The 14,421-nt window shown below is 65.9% G+C and carries 12 protein-coding genes; 5 read left to right on the plus strand and 7 right to left on the minus strand.

Annotation, left to right across the window (positions count from 1 at the left end; genetic code table 11):
* Positions 1 to 28 precede the first annotated feature (28 nt).
* Together HACJB3_RS06360 and HACJB3_RS06365 are read right to left on the minus strand one after the other, a co-directional pair.
* Positions 29 to 3,571, minus strand: coding sequence for a PAS domain S-box protein (locus HACJB3_RS06360; protein WP_008414960.1), 3,543 nt, complete (start codon positions 3,569 to 3,571; stop codon positions 29 to 31).
* A gap of 49 nt (positions 3,572 to 3,620) precedes the next feature.
* Entirely contained in the window at positions 3,621 to 4,217 is a 597-nt protein-coding gene (locus HACJB3_RS06365; RefSeq protein WP_008414961.1) for a response regulator, read from the minus strand.
* Between the two features lie 139 nt (positions 4,218 to 4,356).
* Between HACJB3_RS06365 and HACJB3_RS06370 the strand changes: the two genes are divergently transcribed.
* Positions 4,357 to 5,226: a hypothetical protein gene (locus HACJB3_RS06370; protein ID WP_008414962.1), complete on the plus strand. Its 870-nt coding sequence runs from the start codon at positions 4,357 to 4,359 to the stop codon at positions 5,224 to 5,226.
* On the opposite strand, the gene hmgA is transcribed toward HACJB3_RS06370, so the two are convergent.
* Positions 5,223 to 6,452 (minus strand): hydroxymethylglutaryl-CoA reductase (NADPH), encoded by a 1,230-nt coding sequence (hmgA, locus tag HACJB3_RS06375; RefSeq protein WP_008414963.1) that lies wholly within the window; start codon positions 6,450 to 6,452, stop codon positions 5,223 to 5,225. The genes HACJB3_RS06370 and hmgA overlap by 4 nt on opposite strands.
* A gap of 62 nt (positions 6,453 to 6,514) precedes the next feature.
* Between hmgA and HACJB3_RS21310 the strand changes: the two genes are divergently transcribed.
* Together HACJB3_RS21310 and HACJB3_RS06380 are read left to right on the plus strand one after the other, a co-directional pair.
* Positions 6,515 to 6,682 (plus strand): hypothetical protein, encoded by a 168-nt coding sequence (locus tag HACJB3_RS21310; RefSeq protein WP_155828809.1) that lies wholly within the window; start codon positions 6,515 to 6,517, stop codon positions 6,680 to 6,682.
* Positions 6,683 to 6,893: 211 nt separating this feature from the next.
* Complete coding sequence (locus HACJB3_RS06380) at positions 6,894 to 8,408, plus strand: amidohydrolase (protein WP_008414964.1); 1,515 nt, start codon at positions 6,894 to 6,896, stop codon at positions 8,406 to 8,408.
* Between the two features lie 9 nt (positions 8,409 to 8,417).
* On the opposite strand, the gene gpmI is transcribed toward HACJB3_RS06380, so the two are convergent.
* Positions 8,418 to 10,001, minus strand: a complete 1,584-nt coding sequence (gene gpmI / locus HACJB3_RS06385) for a 2,3-bisphosphoglycerate-independent phosphoglycerate mutase (protein WP_008414966.1) — start codon at positions 9,999 to 10,001, stop codon at positions 8,418 to 8,420.
* A gap of 45 nt (positions 10,002 to 10,046) precedes the next feature.
* On the minus strand, positions 10,047 to 10,580 hold the full coding sequence (locus HACJB3_RS06390) for a hypothetical protein (RefSeq protein ID WP_008414968.1): 534 nt from the start codon (positions 10,578 to 10,580) through the stop codon (positions 10,047 to 10,049).
* A gap of 91 nt (positions 10,581 to 10,671) precedes the next feature.
* Between HACJB3_RS06390 and HACJB3_RS06395 the strand changes: the two genes are divergently transcribed.
* Entirely contained in the window at positions 10,672 to 11,922 is a 1,251-nt protein-coding gene (locus HACJB3_RS06395) for a DNA double-strand break repair nuclease NurA (protein ID WP_008414970.1), read from the plus strand.
* Positions 11,923 to 11,926: 4 nt separating this feature from the next.
* Here the strand turns inward: HACJB3_RS06395 and HACJB3_RS06400 are convergent, their stop codons facing one another.
* Together HACJB3_RS06400 and HACJB3_RS06405 are read right to left on the minus strand one after the other, a co-directional pair.
* Positions 11,927 to 12,157, minus strand: a complete 231-nt coding sequence (locus HACJB3_RS06400; RefSeq protein ID WP_008414971.1) for a hypothetical protein — start codon at positions 12,155 to 12,157, stop codon at positions 11,927 to 11,929.
* A 78-nt stretch (positions 12,158 to 12,235) separates the two neighbouring features.
* A complete protein-coding gene (locus HACJB3_RS06405; RefSeq protein WP_008414973.1) occupies positions 12,236 to 12,580 on the minus strand; it encodes a DUF7113 family protein in 345 nt (114 codons plus the stop codon).
* 75 nt (positions 12,581 to 12,655) lie between these two features.
* On the opposite strand from HACJB3_RS06405, the gene HACJB3_RS06410 reads away from it, so the two are divergent.
* Entirely contained in the window at positions 12,656 to 14,413 is a 1,758-nt protein-coding gene (locus HACJB3_RS06410; RefSeq protein WP_008414974.1) for an ATP-binding protein, read from the plus strand.
* Positions 14,414 to 14,421 lie beyond the last annotated feature (8 nt).

Below are 14,421 nucleotides of genomic sequence, written 5' to 3' on the forward strand. Positions count from 1 at the left end.
GTCTCGACCGCGAGCGCTCGCGGTCGCATCACGCCCCCGAGTGACGCGTCCCCGGGTCGCCCTCCGTCGATGACGGATGGACCGAGAACTCGAATCGAGCACCGCCGTCGGTGCCGTCCGTGACCGTCACCGTCCACCCGTGTGCCTCAACGATAGTGCTGACGATCGACAGTCCAAGGCCGGTGCCGGATTCGGTGGTGGTGTGACCGTATTCGAAGACCGCCTCACGGTCCTCCGCCGGGACCCCGGGCCCGTCGTCTTCGACGTAGAACCCGTCGGGTGTCGCGCCGACACGACACGTCACCCCCTCGCTTCCGTGTTCGATCGCGTTGCGAAACAGGTTCTCGAAGACCTCCTCCAGTCGACTCCCGTCGGCCGCGACACACCCCGGATCGCCATCGACGACGAGTCGTGCCTCAGCAGTCTCGACGTTCTCCCAGGCGTCCTCGACCACCTCCGCGAGCGAAACGGATCGCGTCTCGCCGATGGCCTTTCCCTGGCGGGCGAGCGTCAGGACGTCCTCGATGATCCGTTCCATTCGGTCGTGAGCACTCTGAACCTTCCCGAGGAACTCGCGTTGTTCCTCCGGAACGTCGAGGACTTCGAGGTAGCCGCTGGCGACCGTCAGCGGGTTGCGGAGGTCGTGTGAAATCAGGCTCGCAAACCCTTCGAGGCGCTCGTTTTGCCGTTCGAGTTCCCGCTCGTGGTTCCGTCGTTCGAGTTCGCTTGTGACCCCGCGAACGAGGAGGTCGACGAACGCCAGTTCGAGGTTGGTGAAGTCCGACTCGCGCGGCGCGCGACTTGCGAAACAGACGAGGCCGTAGCGCTCGCCGTTGACGGCGAGTTCCGAGGTGACGTAGGAGTCGAACCCGAAGCGCCCGGCGACGGGATCGTCGTCCCACTCGGCGTCTACGACATTGGGGACGGCGACCGGTCCATCCCGGCCGATCGTCTCTTGACAGTACGACTCCGGTAGCGACCACTCCTCGTCCGGCCGGACGTTCCCGTCCGACCCGCGGACTTCGAGGATCCGGTGTCTGTCGTCCTCCAGACGCGTGAGGAAGGCCCCGTCGGCGTCGAGGTACTCGCGTCCGAGTTCGAGCGCACGCCCGATCCGGCCGTCGCCGACCGTGTCGGTGTCAGACCAGAGTTCGTACAGTCGGCGGCGGTACTCCTCGTGTCTGCGGTGTTCGCTGACGTCGGTGTAGATCCCGAACGCCTCTGTCCCCTCGGAGTCGATCGGGACGTTCCGGAAGAGGAACTCGTGGACGTCCCCGTCGGCCGTCCGCCGGTGGACCTCCGCCGTGATCTGCTCGCCCGCCATCGCCGTCCGGTCGATCTCGGCCGCCTCCTCCCTACGGTCGGGGGGAACGATGAGGTCGTTCAGCGACCGGCCGACCGCCGTCTCGGCGTCGTAGCCGAACACCTCCTCGAAGCCATCGTTGACCGACGTGACGATCAGATCGCCGTCGCGGAAATCGACCGTCACGGCCGGATCCGGGATGTAGTCGAACAGCGCCGCGAACCGGTCGCGCTCGCGGGCGAGCCCGAGTTGGTGTTCGCGTAGGGCTTGCTCGCGATCCGAGCGATCGATCGCGACCTCGGCGTTGGCTGCGAGCACCTGTACCAGCCCGAGGTCCGACTCGTCGAACTCCCCGACCGCGGTCGATCCCACGAGGACTACGCCGTGGTCACCGAGTGGTACGTACATCCCGCTTCGGATCGGCGTCTCGTGGTTGTACACTTCGCTTGTGGTACGGACGTCGTCGTAGACGGCCGCCTCGCCCGTCTCGAAGGCTTCCCACGCCAATCCCGAACCGGCTTCAAAGGTCGGCGGCCGACCGATCATCTCCTCGGCCGCCGGCGTCAGGGCGATCGGGACGAGACCGTCGGTATCCGGATCGTGGTAGTGGACGCCGACCAACGGGTGATCGAGCACGTCGACGACCGTCTCGACGACGATATCGGCCACGTCTTCCGGCGTCCGAACGGCCATGAGTTCCCGCGTCGCGTCGTGGAGCGCCGCCAGCATCCGCTCGTGTCGCTTCTGTTCGGTGACGTCCTGGAACGCCCCACGGATCAGCACTGTCTCGCCGCTCTCCTGGTGGGGCTTTCCCGCGACTCGGACCCAGCGGACGTTCCCGTCCGCGGTCGTGATCCTGGCCTCGATGTCGAAGGGGTCGCCGTCTTTGATCGCGCGCTCGATGGCCTCCTCGATGGTCGGGACGTCCTCGGGATGGTAGTATCCGAGGACGCTCTCTCTATTTAGCTCGTCCTCGAACGACAACCCGTGGATCCGGTAGACCTCGTCGGTACACCGCAGCGTCTCCTCGACGAGGTCGAGTTCCCAGCCGCCGACGGTAGCCATTCGCTGTGTGTGTTCGAGCAGATCGGTCTTGCGGTCGAGTTCGCGCTGGCGTTCGCGGCGCTCCGAGACGTCGCGGATCGCGCCCACGACGCCGTTGAACTCCCCGTCGTCGATGCGGGGCGCCAAGTGGTCCTCACAGGGGATTCGCTCGCCGTCTTCGGTTCGGATCTCGAACTCGACGGTGGTCTCGTCGATTCCCGTAGAGAGCATCTCCCCGAGGACCCGCTCGAACATCGCGGTCGTCTCGGGGTCTTTGATACAGTCGACGCCCTCGCCGACGACGCTCGCGGCCTCGTAGCCCGTCAGTTCGGTGAACGCCCCGTTGACGAACTCGAAGCGGCCCCGCCCGTCGAGGACGTAGACCGCGTCGTCCATCGCCTCGATGATCGCCTCGTACTGTTCGAGGTCGCGCTGGTGGCGCTTTCGCTCGGTGATGTCGCGGATGACGCCCGTAAAGAGGTGGGATCCGTCCTCGACGTACTCTCCGAAGGAGATTCCGACGGGGAACTCGTGGCCGTCGCGGTGGCTCGCGGGCAGTTCGGTCCAGTCCCAGTCCAGCCGCCGATCGCCCTCGCGGAGATAGCGACTGACCGCCTCGAAGTGGGGCTGTTCGAGGCGGTCGGGAACGATCTTGTCCAGCGAGTCCCCGACCATCTCCTCGGGGGCGTAGCCGAACATCGCCTCGACGGCCTCGTTGGCGTACTGGACGACGTTGTCCTCGTCGATCGTGATCACGGAGAAGGCGGCGTTTTCGGCGAGCGACCGAAAGCGCGCGTCGGCGGTCCCGAGCGCGCAGGGCTCCTTCCGACGCGCTACGTGTTCGCGCGCCTCGACCGCGTCCGCGATCCGCGTTCCGAGAAGCGCTCCCCGACGGGGCTCGATCTCGGCCGGGAGGACGTCAGTGACGCCTGCGGAGATGGCCGTCTCGACGGCGTCCTCGTCGTCGACTCGGAGGAACACGGGGAGGGCTGCGTCGACCTCACGAACCCGATCGAGGAGCGCGAGACCGTCGGTTTCCGGTGGGTCGTGCTCGCCGAGGATGCAGTCGATACTCGATTCGGTGAGTCGCGTGAGGTCGTCGTCGGTGGCCGTCCGCACCTCGAAGGCGCGACGGTCGCTTTCGATGGCTCGACGCGTCCGGGCGGCTGCCTCGGGGTCGCCGACGTAGAGGACCTCTATCGGTACGTGCTCCGTCTCGCTCATCGGCGCGGAATGTGGGACCCGGTCGGCGGTGGTCGTGTCGTCGCGCCAGTCATCGCCGGTCCCGGAGCCCGTCCGACCCCGACCCGCCGTCGTTGCCCTCCATCGATCCGGCGATGGTGTCGAGTTGCCCGGCGAGATCCGCCAGTCGCGATTCGAGGGTCGCGTACTCCTCGTTTGCGGCCCGGTCGGCCTCGGTCGTCTCCTCGGCCAGCAGGATCCGTTTGCGCGAGAGGGTCGAGAACTCCCGCAGCGTCGCGTGATAGCTCGCCATCGTGAGCGTCCGCCGGATCGCATCCCGGAGTTCCGCTCGCGTGATGGGTTTGCGGAGATAGCCGTCGAACTCCATGCTCACGAGGTCGAAATCCGGTTCGACGCCCGAGGCCACGAGGACCTGACAGGACAGATCTCGCTCGCGGATGACGTCGAGCACGTCGTCGCCCGAGAGCGACGGGAGCTGTCTGTCCAGTACGACTACGTCCGTCTCGGAGTCGATCAGCTCTAAGCTCTGCTCGCCGTCGGTCGCCGTCCGGACGCTGTTCACATCCGACAGCCACTGCGTATAGAGTGCGGCGAGATCGCGGTCGTCCTCGACTACGAGGACCGATACGTCGTCGAGGGCCGGTGAGTTCGGCGTTATCGTGGACATTCGGGGGGCACCAATCGGATACGTATTATCTTTCCGATGATTTATAATTTTCTCTAGTACATAATGGGACGCGATCGAACGGGAGCAACCAAAAAATATCGCCGGAACGTTTATTTCCGATTCGTTACTATCTTCTGATATGAGCGTTCGCGAACCGGTCGAGTGGCGGATCGATGCCGCCAGCTCGTGGGGACTGCGTGCGCTCGTCTACGTCGTCGTCGGGCTCTGGGGCGGCGGCGCGCTTCTGGTCGCCGTCGGGACGACGTTCCTGGGCGTTTCGATGGGGCTGGGCGGTGAGTACGGCTTTCTCGCCTTCCTCGGACTGCTCGCGCTGATCGGCGGGCCGCTCTCGGTGCTCTACCTTCTGCCGATACTCACGGACCGCGAGCAACGCCCGCCGCTCGCGGCGCTGTTCGCCGACGAGAGGGTCGCCGAGCGCTACACCGCCGCGTTCACCCGGGGACGGCTGTTCGCGGCCGTCCTCGGTGGGGCGCTCGCGATCCTCGCGGCGCTCTCGGTCGATCCGCGGGCGCTGTTCGTGCTGGTCGTCGGGACGTTGTTGCTGATCCCGCTCGGATCGGGCGTGGTCTCCTGGGGTCGGATCGATCCCGAAGAGGGGACCCTGACCCACCGCTATCGGACGATCTCGCTCTCGCGGGTCGAGCGGGTCCGCCGGGTCGACGTCGGGGGCGTCTCGCTGTGCTGGCTCTCCTACCGTCCAGGCGCCGCTGACGTGACGAGCCCACGATTCCTCGCGACCAGTCCCGAAGCGGCCGACGCAATCGAGCGGGCGCTCGCCGCGATTCCCGATATCGACGACGAGTACGAACCGGATCGGGCGGTGCAGGCTGCGCTCGCCGTTCTCGCGCTGTGTTTCCTCGGCCTCGCAGGGGCGGTGTTCCTCGCCGAACCCGGCGGCGCGGGCGATCCCGTCCTCAAGTGGTACATCGTCGTCGGGTTCGGTTTTTTCGGGACGATGCTCGGGCTCGCCGCCCTCGTTTCGGGTTAGCGCCCGAGGTCCTCGTGGGCACTGGAGAGGTGCCGCGAGGCGAGCGCAGCCAGCAGCGAGAGTTCGCCCGCGAGCGCGCCCGTCGCGATGATCTCCGCGAGCGCGTCGGCGTTCGAGCCGGGTGGGTCACCGCCGCCGCTCAGACCCAGAACGTCGAGTGCCTCGGCCTGCGTCGGCAGTTTCGTTCCGCCGCCAACCGTCCCGACTTCGAGGCTGGCGATCGAGAGGCTCGCGTACAGCGAGTCGTCCTTGACCTCGGCGGTCGTGATCGCGTTCGAACCTTCAACTACTTGGGCGGCGTCCTGGCCCGTCGCGAGAAAGGCCGCCGCGATCGTGTTCGCGGCGTGGGCGTTGAACCCCAGACTGCCGGCCTTCGCGCTCCCGATCAGGTTCTTTCTGGTGTTCGCCTCCGCGATCGCCTCGGGGGTGGTGTGGAGGCGCTCCTCGACGACCTCACGGGGGATCGTCACGTCGGCGGTGACGCTCCTGCCGCGGCCCTCGATCGCGTTGATCGCGGCGGGTTTTTTATCCGAACAGAGGTTGCCCGAGAGCGCGACCAGCGATGCGGTGGTCTCCTCTTCGATCAGGTCGCACGCGGCCTGGGTCGCGATCGTCACCATATTCATCCCCATCGCGTCCTTCGAGTCGAACCGGAACCTGAGGAAGACGTTGTCGCCGACGACGTACGGCGTGATATCGAGTAGCTCGCCGTGATTCGTCGTCCCCTCCGCTTTCTCACACAATTTTTCGATACTGCCCTGGACCCATTCGACGATCTCGGCGGCCTCGGCGATCCCCGCGACGCGGAAGACGGGCGCACGGGTCATCCCCGACTTCGTGACGCGAGCGTTCGCGCCACCGGCGGTCCGAATGACCGAACAGCCCCGGTTGACCGAGGCGACGAGCGCGCCCTCCGTGGTCGCGAGCGGCAGGTAGTGCTCGCCCCCGGCCGCGCCGCCCGCCGAGTCGCCATCGGTATTGATCGGAACCGGGCCGACGACGCCCATTGGGAGCTGTGCGCCACCGATCATGTTCTCGATGTTGGGCTCGGCATCGCCCGCCGAAAAGGAGAAGTCGCCAACTGTGCCGAGGTCGGCGTCGGTTTCGGCTTCGAGCAGCTTCCGGCGGGCGGCGGCGGCCGTCTCGGGGTCGGCGTGCTCTTCGAGCTCGTGCAGGCGCAGGTCGCCCTCGCGGACGCGCGCCGCGAGGGCTGCTGGATCGTTCATACCGGCCCCTCTCGTCGGGCGGGCCTAAGAATGCCGATCCGGACTACACGACGAACGCGAACATGAGATACGCACCGACGGTCGCGACCACCGGGATAACGTGTTGCATGGCGAAGACGTGGGTGGTTTTCGTCGGGTCGAGCGTCTCGACGACTCGCCGGCCGAGCGTACGCCCCCAGCTCGAAGAAGGTGGCCATCAGCAGGCCAGCGACGGACTTCGAGACGGGTGAGACACCGACCGCGGGGCCGAACGCGGGGGCGGTCGTCGCGCCGCCGATGTCGTAGCCGATGAACAGCGCGGCCAGCAGGATACCTACCAAGAGGAGGGGACTTAACGAGACCTCTCCGGAGTTCGACAGTATGAACCCGTGTGACCCGCCAAGTACGTCACTGGATCGGCGACTTCGGAAGGCTTACCGCCCTCTCGGCGGTGGTCGGGGTATGACGCACGCCGCGGATCTGCTGTTTCGAAACGCCGAGGTACACACACTCGTCGAGCCCGACGCGACCCACGAGGCACTCGCGATTCGGGACGGTCGGATCGTCCGCGTGGGTAAGACCTATGAGATCGAATTCCTCGAGGGCGTGGAGACGGATGTGATCGACTGTGAGGGCCGAGTCGTCCTCCCCGGGTTCGTCGACGCCCACACCCACATGGAGACGCTCGGGCGATACCTCGTCCACGCCGACCTCTCGGGGGCAGGTGGGCCCGACGACTGCGTCGAGCACCTCCGCGAGTCGGCCGACGAGCGAGGGGACCACGAGTGGATCCTCGGCTTTGGCTACGACGAGAGCCGGTGGGACGCGGGATATCTCACCAGCACGGACCTCGACCGCGTCAGCGGGGAGCGGCCGGTAGCGGCTTTTCGCGAGGACATGCACGTCGCCTCGCTCAACACCGTCGCCCGCGAGCGCTACGAGGACGACATGCCCACCGGGGACGTCAAGGGCGACGGCGTGATCGTCGAGGAGGCCGTCGACGTCGTCTACGAGGCGATCGCCCCCGGCCCCGAAGAGACACGCGAGCTCCTCGTCGCCGCGGGTGAATACGCCAACGCCCGCGGGGTGACCGGTGTCCACGACATGGTCAGGAACTCCCACGCCCCGCGTGTCTACCGGGACCTCGACGACGAGGACACCCTCACCCACCGGGTCCGCATCAACTACTGGAGCGATCACCTCGATGCCGTCTCGGAGGCCGGTTTGCGGACGAATCACGGCAGCGAGATGGTTCGAACGGGCGCGATCAAGACCTACACGGACGGGAGTTTCGGCGGCCGGACCGCGAAACTCACCGAGCCCTACGAGGGGGGCGGGACCGGCCAGTGGGTCGTCCCTCCGGAAGAACTGCGCGAACTGATCAAGCGCGCCGACGGCGAGGGATACCAGCTCTCAGTACACGCCATCGGGGATCGGGCGATCGAGGAGACCCTCGACGCCATGGAAATACGCGACGACCCGGGCGCGGCGCGCCACCGGATCGAACACGCCGAACTCCTTTCCGAGGAGGCGATCGAGCGCTTTGCCGAGTCGGGAATCGTCGCGAGCGTCCAGCCGAATTTCCTCAAGTGGGCCGGAGACGGCGGGCTCTACGACGATCGACTCGGAGACGAACGCCGAACGCGGACGAACCGCTATCGGGACCTGCTGGATGCGGGTGCACGCCTCGCCTTCGGCAGCGACTGTATGCCCCTCGATCCGCTTCTCGGGGTTCACCACGCCGTTACCGCCTCCGAACCGAGCCAGCGACTCTCGGTCACGGAGGCGCTTCGGGCCTACACCTCGGGGGCGGCCTACGCCGGCTTCGACGAACACCGTCTCGGCACGGCAGAACCCGGCAAACTGGCCGATCTCGTCGTCCTGGAGGAGTCGCCGTGGGAGAACGACGACCGGATCGACGACATCGAGATCGCGACGACCCTCGTCGACGGCACAGTCGTCTACGACGCCCGCTAACGTTCGAATCTACGCTCGATCGATCAACAACGGCTCGCCCGTCATCGCCTCGGGTCGGTCGATCCCGATACGCTCTAAGAGCGTGGGTGCGAGGTCACAGAGCGATCCGCCCTCGCGGACGGCGTATTCGCCGCCGGTCCCGTCGGGATCGAGGTAGATCATCGGGACGGGGTTGTACGTGTGGGCAGTGTGTGGACTCTCTTCGGTACCCATGTCGTCGGCGTTGCCGTGATCCGCGGTGACGATGACGTGCGCGCTGTGGGCCGAGAGCGTTTCGAGCAGTCGGTCCAACTGAGCGTCGACGGCCTCGACGGCCTCGACCGCCGCTTCGAAATCGCCCGTATGGCCGACCATGTCGGGGTTCGCGTAGTTGAGTACGACGACGTCGGGTTCTTCGCCCTTGACGATGGAGATCGTGTTGTCGGTGAGTTCGGGGGCGCTCATCTGGGGCTGGAGGTCGTAGGTCGGCACGTCCGGACTCGAAACGATCTCGCGGATCTCACCGTCGAACTCGATTTCCCGTCCCCCGTTCAGGAAGTAGGTGACGTGGGCGTACTTCTCGGATTCGGCGGTTCGAAGCTGTGTCTTTCCACGATCAGCGAGTACCTCCCCGAGCGTGTCCGCGGGCTGGTTTGGCGGGAAGGCAACGGGCACGTCGAAGGTCTTGTCGTACTGAGTCATCGCGACCAGATGCACGTCGGGCGCGGGCGTATCGACGTCCCATTCGGGGCGGATGTCCTGGAGCATGCGTGTGAGCTGACGCCCCCGGTCGCCCCGGAAGTTGAAGAAGATCGCCGCGTCATCGTCTCGTATCGCGAGACGGTCGCCAGCCGAACGCTGCTCGGTGCTGTCACCGTCCCGTGTCGTGGGACCGCTCTCTACGAGCGTCGGCTCGACGAACTCGTCGGTCTCGCCGCGGTCGTAGGCCGCCTCGACCGCCGCGGTCCCCGACGGGGCGGTGTACTCGGCCTCGCGATTCACCATCGCGTCGTAGGCTTTTCTGGTGCGCTCCCAGTTCGTGTCCCGGTCCATCGCGTAGTACCTGCCGGAAACGGTCGCGACCTCGCCCGTTCCTGCCTTTTCGATGACTTCCTCTAGCTCGCGCAGATAGCCCGCGCCGCTTTTCGGGTCTGTGTCCCGGCCGTCGGTAAAGGCATGGGTGACGGCCTCGACGCCCCGATCTGCGGCCCATTCGATCAGCGCGTGGAGGTGTTTCTGGTCGGAGTGAACCCCACCGGCACTGACGAGGCCGAGAAAGTGGACGCGGCCGCCTGACCCCTCTACATGGTCGAACACCCCGGCCAACGCCTCGTTCGTGCGAAATGCGCCGTCAGAAACTGCGTCGTTGATCCGGGTGTAGGCCTGTTTGACGACTCGGCCGGCGCCGATGTTGAGGTGACCGACCTCGCTGTTTCCCATCTGGCCCTCGGGGAGGCCGACGCGCCGGCCCGTCGGATCCAGCCGGCCGAACGCACCCGACTCCCGGATCCGGTCGAAGGTGGGTGTTTCGGCGCTTGCGACCGCATCCCGACCGCCGTCGTCGCCCGGTTCGCGAAGTCCCCAGCCGTCCAACACGATGAGTGCGCCGTCCATGCACGAGGTGAGACCCGCCGCCGGTAACTACTCTTCGCTACTCGCTCAGGTTCGTCCGGACTCGCCCTCCAGTACCGCCCGGCGTTCGCGGGCGGCTCGGGCTTCTTCGAGGGAGTCGTTCGAGACGAGACGATCGACCCGGCGTTCGAACTCGCGTTCGTCGATCTCGCCGTCGACGTACTGGCGTTTCAGCTCCGCGAGCGTCCGCTCGGCTCGCTCCTCGGGGGTCGGCTCGGGCGGGGAGAGCGACTCCGAGAGGCCAAGCGCTCCGAGCAGGGGGACCTCGCGTTCCGCTCGCCCGGCCACCGACGCCAGCCGGTCGTTTTTCGGAATCGAGGCGCGTTGCAGCAGCGACCACCCGAACCAGATCCCCGAGAGCACGACGAGGACGAGCAAGACGGCCACGACGGGGAGATACGGGACCGTCATATCGAGGAGGATCCCGACGATCGGCGTCCCCGTCATCAACGCGGAGTAGACGACGAGCCCGAGGTAGCCCAGTACGACTGCGAGCAGGCTGCTCGTGACGAGCAACACTACCAGCGAGATCCCGAGAGCGCGATTACTGAGCCAGCCCATTTCCTCCGGCCTATGACCGCTGTGAAGGTATATCTCTCGATCCCGGGCCGCCGACCGCAGCGTTTTTTTCGTCCCCGAAAGAGGCTCTTCTATGACGCTGGATCCGGTCCACTTCGAGGGGATCGCTGCGCTGGCCCGGCAGGTCGGCCGCGAGGTCGACGACGCCTCCCACCGGGAGTTCGCCGAGCGCGTCTGGGAGTCGTTTCTCGACCCCCTCGAAGTCGACGGCCGTCGGGTGCTCGAACCGCTCGACCGCCAGTACCGAAAGCGCGTCGCCATCGAGGACGCCGCCCTCTGTGAACGGCCCTTCCCCGAGAGCTACGGGATCGACTCGGGGACGATCAACCCCACGACCTACAAGAACGGCGTCGTGATGGACGTCGCGCATGCCGCAATGGGCTGTGTACCGACGGATTTGGATTGTCACCGCTCTCGGACCGTGGTGATCGGGCTGCATATCGACGACGATGCGCTCACCTTCGATGAGGACTGGGTGATCTACGACGAGGGCTACAGCCGTCGGCGAGTCCTCTTGCTTCGGGATATCGAGCGCCGCCGGTACACCGAGGCGACCGTCCACGCCCTCTCGCTGTACCTCGCAGAAAGCGAACACGCGCTCGCCAACGCCGACGGGATCAACGACCTACTGATCCTCGACGGGCCGCTCTACCCCAAGGGACTGCTGAGCTGGCGCGATCGCGAACCCGAACTCGCAGACCAGCTCGAAGCGAAAACACCACGCGAAGTGGTCGCGAGCTACGTCCAACTCGTCGAGGGGTTCTTAGAGAGGGGGGTGCCACTTGCGGGCTTCGTCAAAAACCCCGCGTCGAAGCGGATCACGAACGCCCTCGGCGAGCGCACGCCCGCACCCTGGACCGACGACGCGGCGCTGTTCGTGCGCCTGCTCGAACAGCACGAGGACGGCGAGCGGGTCCGGGACGAACTCACCTACACCAACTGGTTCGTCTCGCGGGCCGGCACGAACCGGATGTTCGCCAAGGACGGCGACGCCCTCGGCTTGGAACGGCGCCACACGGCGGCGGACTACGAGGTTACCTTCTTTGCGATCTACGATCCGCGCGACGACCTGCTCTACACCGTCGAGGCGCCCTACGGAGTGACGAAAGACGAGGAAACACGCACCGCACTCCAGACACAGATGCTCGCGGAGGTCGCCACCCAGCGTGACCCGCCGGAGGCGGTGGCGAAAGCCGACGAACTCGCACGCATCAGCGCCCGCGAGAAGGACTCGTTGCGCCGGATGATCGAGGACGAACTCGACACCGAACTCACGCGGACCTACGACGACCGACGATGGGGCGGCGATGAGACCTTTTTCTGATCCGCTAACCCTTGACGTACCCGATGGTCGGATCGTTACCGAGCCAGAACAGGAGGACGCCCACGCCCGCGATGATTCCGATCGGGAGGCTCACGGTCGGGGCGATGACCCCGCCCTCCGCGAGCATATCGACGAAGTAGAGCGCGCCCATACTGAGGAACCCCGCCATGGCGAACCATCCCAGCGGCCCGATCCGGTGCCCGCGACCGTCGACCGTCCTCGTCTTCGTTCCCATACGTTCCCTATTCGACCAGAGGTATATAATTCTAGGTTTTTGATAGGAAGATATAGTTCTCCGGAGGCCACGGGATCCCTATAGTTCCGCACCCGGTTCTGCCTTCTCGACGGCGAGTTCCACGTCGGCAGGGGGGATACCGATCCGGGCGAACTGCGTGCGGACGTGTTCTTTCGCGGCGGCGATCCCCTGTTCACGGGTGTCAAAGCCCCGTGGCATGGGCGACTCGAAGGCGACGTGCATCGTCCGACCGCCGACCTCCATCTCCGAACCGCCGCTTTCGACCTCGTAGAACTCGTCGCAGACCCAGACGTAGGGGGCGTCCTCGTCGGGCGCGCCCCGAAATGTGGGTGCGCGCTCGCCACGCTCGAAGAGCGTCCCGGTCAGCGTCGTGCCGCCCGCGCTACCCTGAATGAGAAGCATACCTCACCTATCCAGCCAGCGGGCAAAAGCCCGTTGGCGGTAGTGTTTTCACGCTCGCTGCCCGATGGCGCAGATATGTCCGATCTCGGCGATTTCACGCCCTCCACATCCTCCTCCGACGACTCAGCGACGGACCGGTTCGAGGAAAGTTCGCTCTCCGCGGCCGGCGACGACGTGGGAATCGGGGCCATCCCGACCGCCAGGGGACTGAAGATCGCCGAGGACGGCGACGACACGGAGATCCGCGCTTCGATCACCGCGGGCAACCGCTCGAACGTTCGCCTTGGAAAGTACCTCCTGCTCTCGTATCCCGACGACGAGAAACTGTTCTGTCGGATCACGGGGCTCGAATACGACCAGGAGTTTCATACTGACGACGCGAGCGAGATCCACGTCCGGCGGGCGATGCGAAACGGGGGGATCGAGGAGACTGACTACAAGTTCCTCGCGACGCTCGAACCCATCGCGGTCCTGTACAGCGACGGCGACGAGTTGAAACGGCGAATGGCCGACCGGGTCCCGAAACCCGAGACCGTAGTGCGAGAGGCGACCGACACCGAGGAGATCAAGACGGGGTTGAAGATGCCCGAAGACGGTGTCTTCGTGGGCCATCTCGCGGTCGGGGGTGAGAAGGTCCGGACCGCCGCCGAACCGCCGACGATCGACTACCGCTTGAAGGACGACTACGGGGCGGGCGACCCGCTGGTCTTCCGTCACACGCTCGTCGCCGGCGGCACCGGCTCGGGCAAGACCCACGGTGCGAAGAACGTCCTCCGGCAGTACCTCGGTTCCGACCGCGAGTACGAACTCGACGACGGTCGGACGATATCGCCGGCGGTCGTTCAGTTCGACCCGCAGGACGAGTACGCCCAGATGCACGACGACAACCCCGCCGTCGGGAGCGAGGACGAGCGCGCCTACGAGCGCGAGGGAATCGCCTACGGCGGGCATAGTGACACGAAAGCGTTCGTTCCGGCCGTCGGCGATTCCTCGTATGCGGCCGACGGGCACCACGCCGAACAGGTCGAGTTCACGATCCCGTTCTCGATGGTCCGGGCCAACAAGTGGCTTGTCGCCGGGAGCGACCTCAACGACAACCAGTTCAACGCGCTGACCTACCTGCTCGATCGTTTCTTCAAACAGTACGGCGATTCGGGGACCTACCGGGCGTTCAAGAGCTTCCTCGACGACCCCGCGTTGCGCGAGGAACTCGACGAAAGCGGTCGCGTCCACGAGGCGACCTTCGACGCGGTTAAACGCCGCGCCTACGGGTTTGACAGCGTCTTCGATCAGGACGTCCCCGCGATCACCGACCTCGTCCACGAGTTCGTCCGTCCGGGCGGCCTCTCGGTGGTCCCGACCTACCACATCAACGACTCGCGAGCCACGGAGGTCGTCGTCCTCGCACTCGCGAGCCTGCTCGTCGACCAGAAACTCTCGAACGACCCCTCATTCGACCGAATCAAGGAGACGCCGCTCGTACTGGGGATGGACGAGGCCCACAACTTCCTCAGCGGTGCGGAAAGCGCACAGGGCGGGAAAGTGATCGGGAAGTTCGCGGAGGCCGCAAAGCAGGGGCGCAAGGAACGGTTAGGGCTCTTTCTCATCACACAGGACCCACAGGACATCGCCGACGCCGTCTTCAAGCAGGTAAACACCAAACTCGTCCTCAACCTCGGTGACGAGGACGCCATCTCGGCGGTGAACATCCCCACGAGCCTCGCGGGAAAGGTTCCTTACATGGAAAAGGGCCAGATGGTCGCCTACTCGCCGGACAACTCCGAACCCGTCGAATTGATCGGTCTCTCGAAGTGTCTCACTAAACACGGTTAGGCACAGAG

This window comes from Halalkalicoccus jeotgali B3, from assembly GCF_000196895.1.
GTDB classification, from domain to species: domain Archaea; phylum Halobacteriota; class Halobacteria; order Halobacteriales; family Halalkalicoccaceae; genus Halalkalicoccus; species Halalkalicoccus jeotgali.

Coding starts and splice junctions, on each gene's coding strand:
- HACJB3_RS06360 (WP_008414960.1), bottom strand. CDS start 3,571: ATGAGCGAGACGGAGCACGTACCGATAGAGGTCCTCTACGTCGGCGAC.
- HACJB3_RS06365 (WP_008414961.1), bottom strand. CDS start 4,217: ATGTCCACGATAACGCCGAACTCACCGGCCCTCGACGACGTATCGGTC.
- HACJB3_RS06370 (WP_008414962.1), top strand. CDS start 4,357: ATGAGCGTTCGCGAACCGGTCGAGTGGCGGATCGATGCCGCCAGCTCG.
- hmgA (WP_008414963.1), bottom strand. CDS start 6,452: ATGAACGATCCAGCAGCCCTCGCGGCGCGCGTCCGCGAGGGCGACCTG.
- HACJB3_RS21310 (WP_155828809.1), top strand. CDS start 6,515: ATGAGATACGCACCGACGGTCGCGACCACCGGGATAACGTGTTGCATG.
- HACJB3_RS06380 (WP_008414964.1), top strand. CDS start 6,894: ATGACGCACGCCGCGGATCTGCTGTTTCGAAACGCCGAGGTACACACA.
- gpmI (WP_008414966.1), bottom strand. CDS start 10,001: ATGGACGGCGCACTCATCGTGTTGGACGGCTGGGGACTTCGCGAACCG.
- HACJB3_RS06390 (WP_008414968.1), bottom strand. CDS start 10,580: ATGGGCTGGCTCAGTAATCGCGCTCTCGGGATCTCGCTGGTAGTGTTG.
- HACJB3_RS06395 (WP_008414970.1), top strand. CDS start 10,672: ATGACGCTGGATCCGGTCCACTTCGAGGGGATCGCTGCGCTGGCCCGG.
- HACJB3_RS06400 (WP_008414971.1), bottom strand. CDS start 12,157: ATGGGAACGAAGACGAGGACGGTCGACGGTCGCGGGCACCGGATCGGG.
- HACJB3_RS06405 (WP_008414973.1), bottom strand. CDS start 12,580: ATGCTTCTCATTCAGGGTAGCGCGGGCGGCACGACGCTGACCGGGACG.
- HACJB3_RS06410 (WP_008414974.1), top strand. CDS start 12,656: ATGTCCGATCTCGGCGATTTCACGCCCTCCACATCCTCCTCCGACGAC.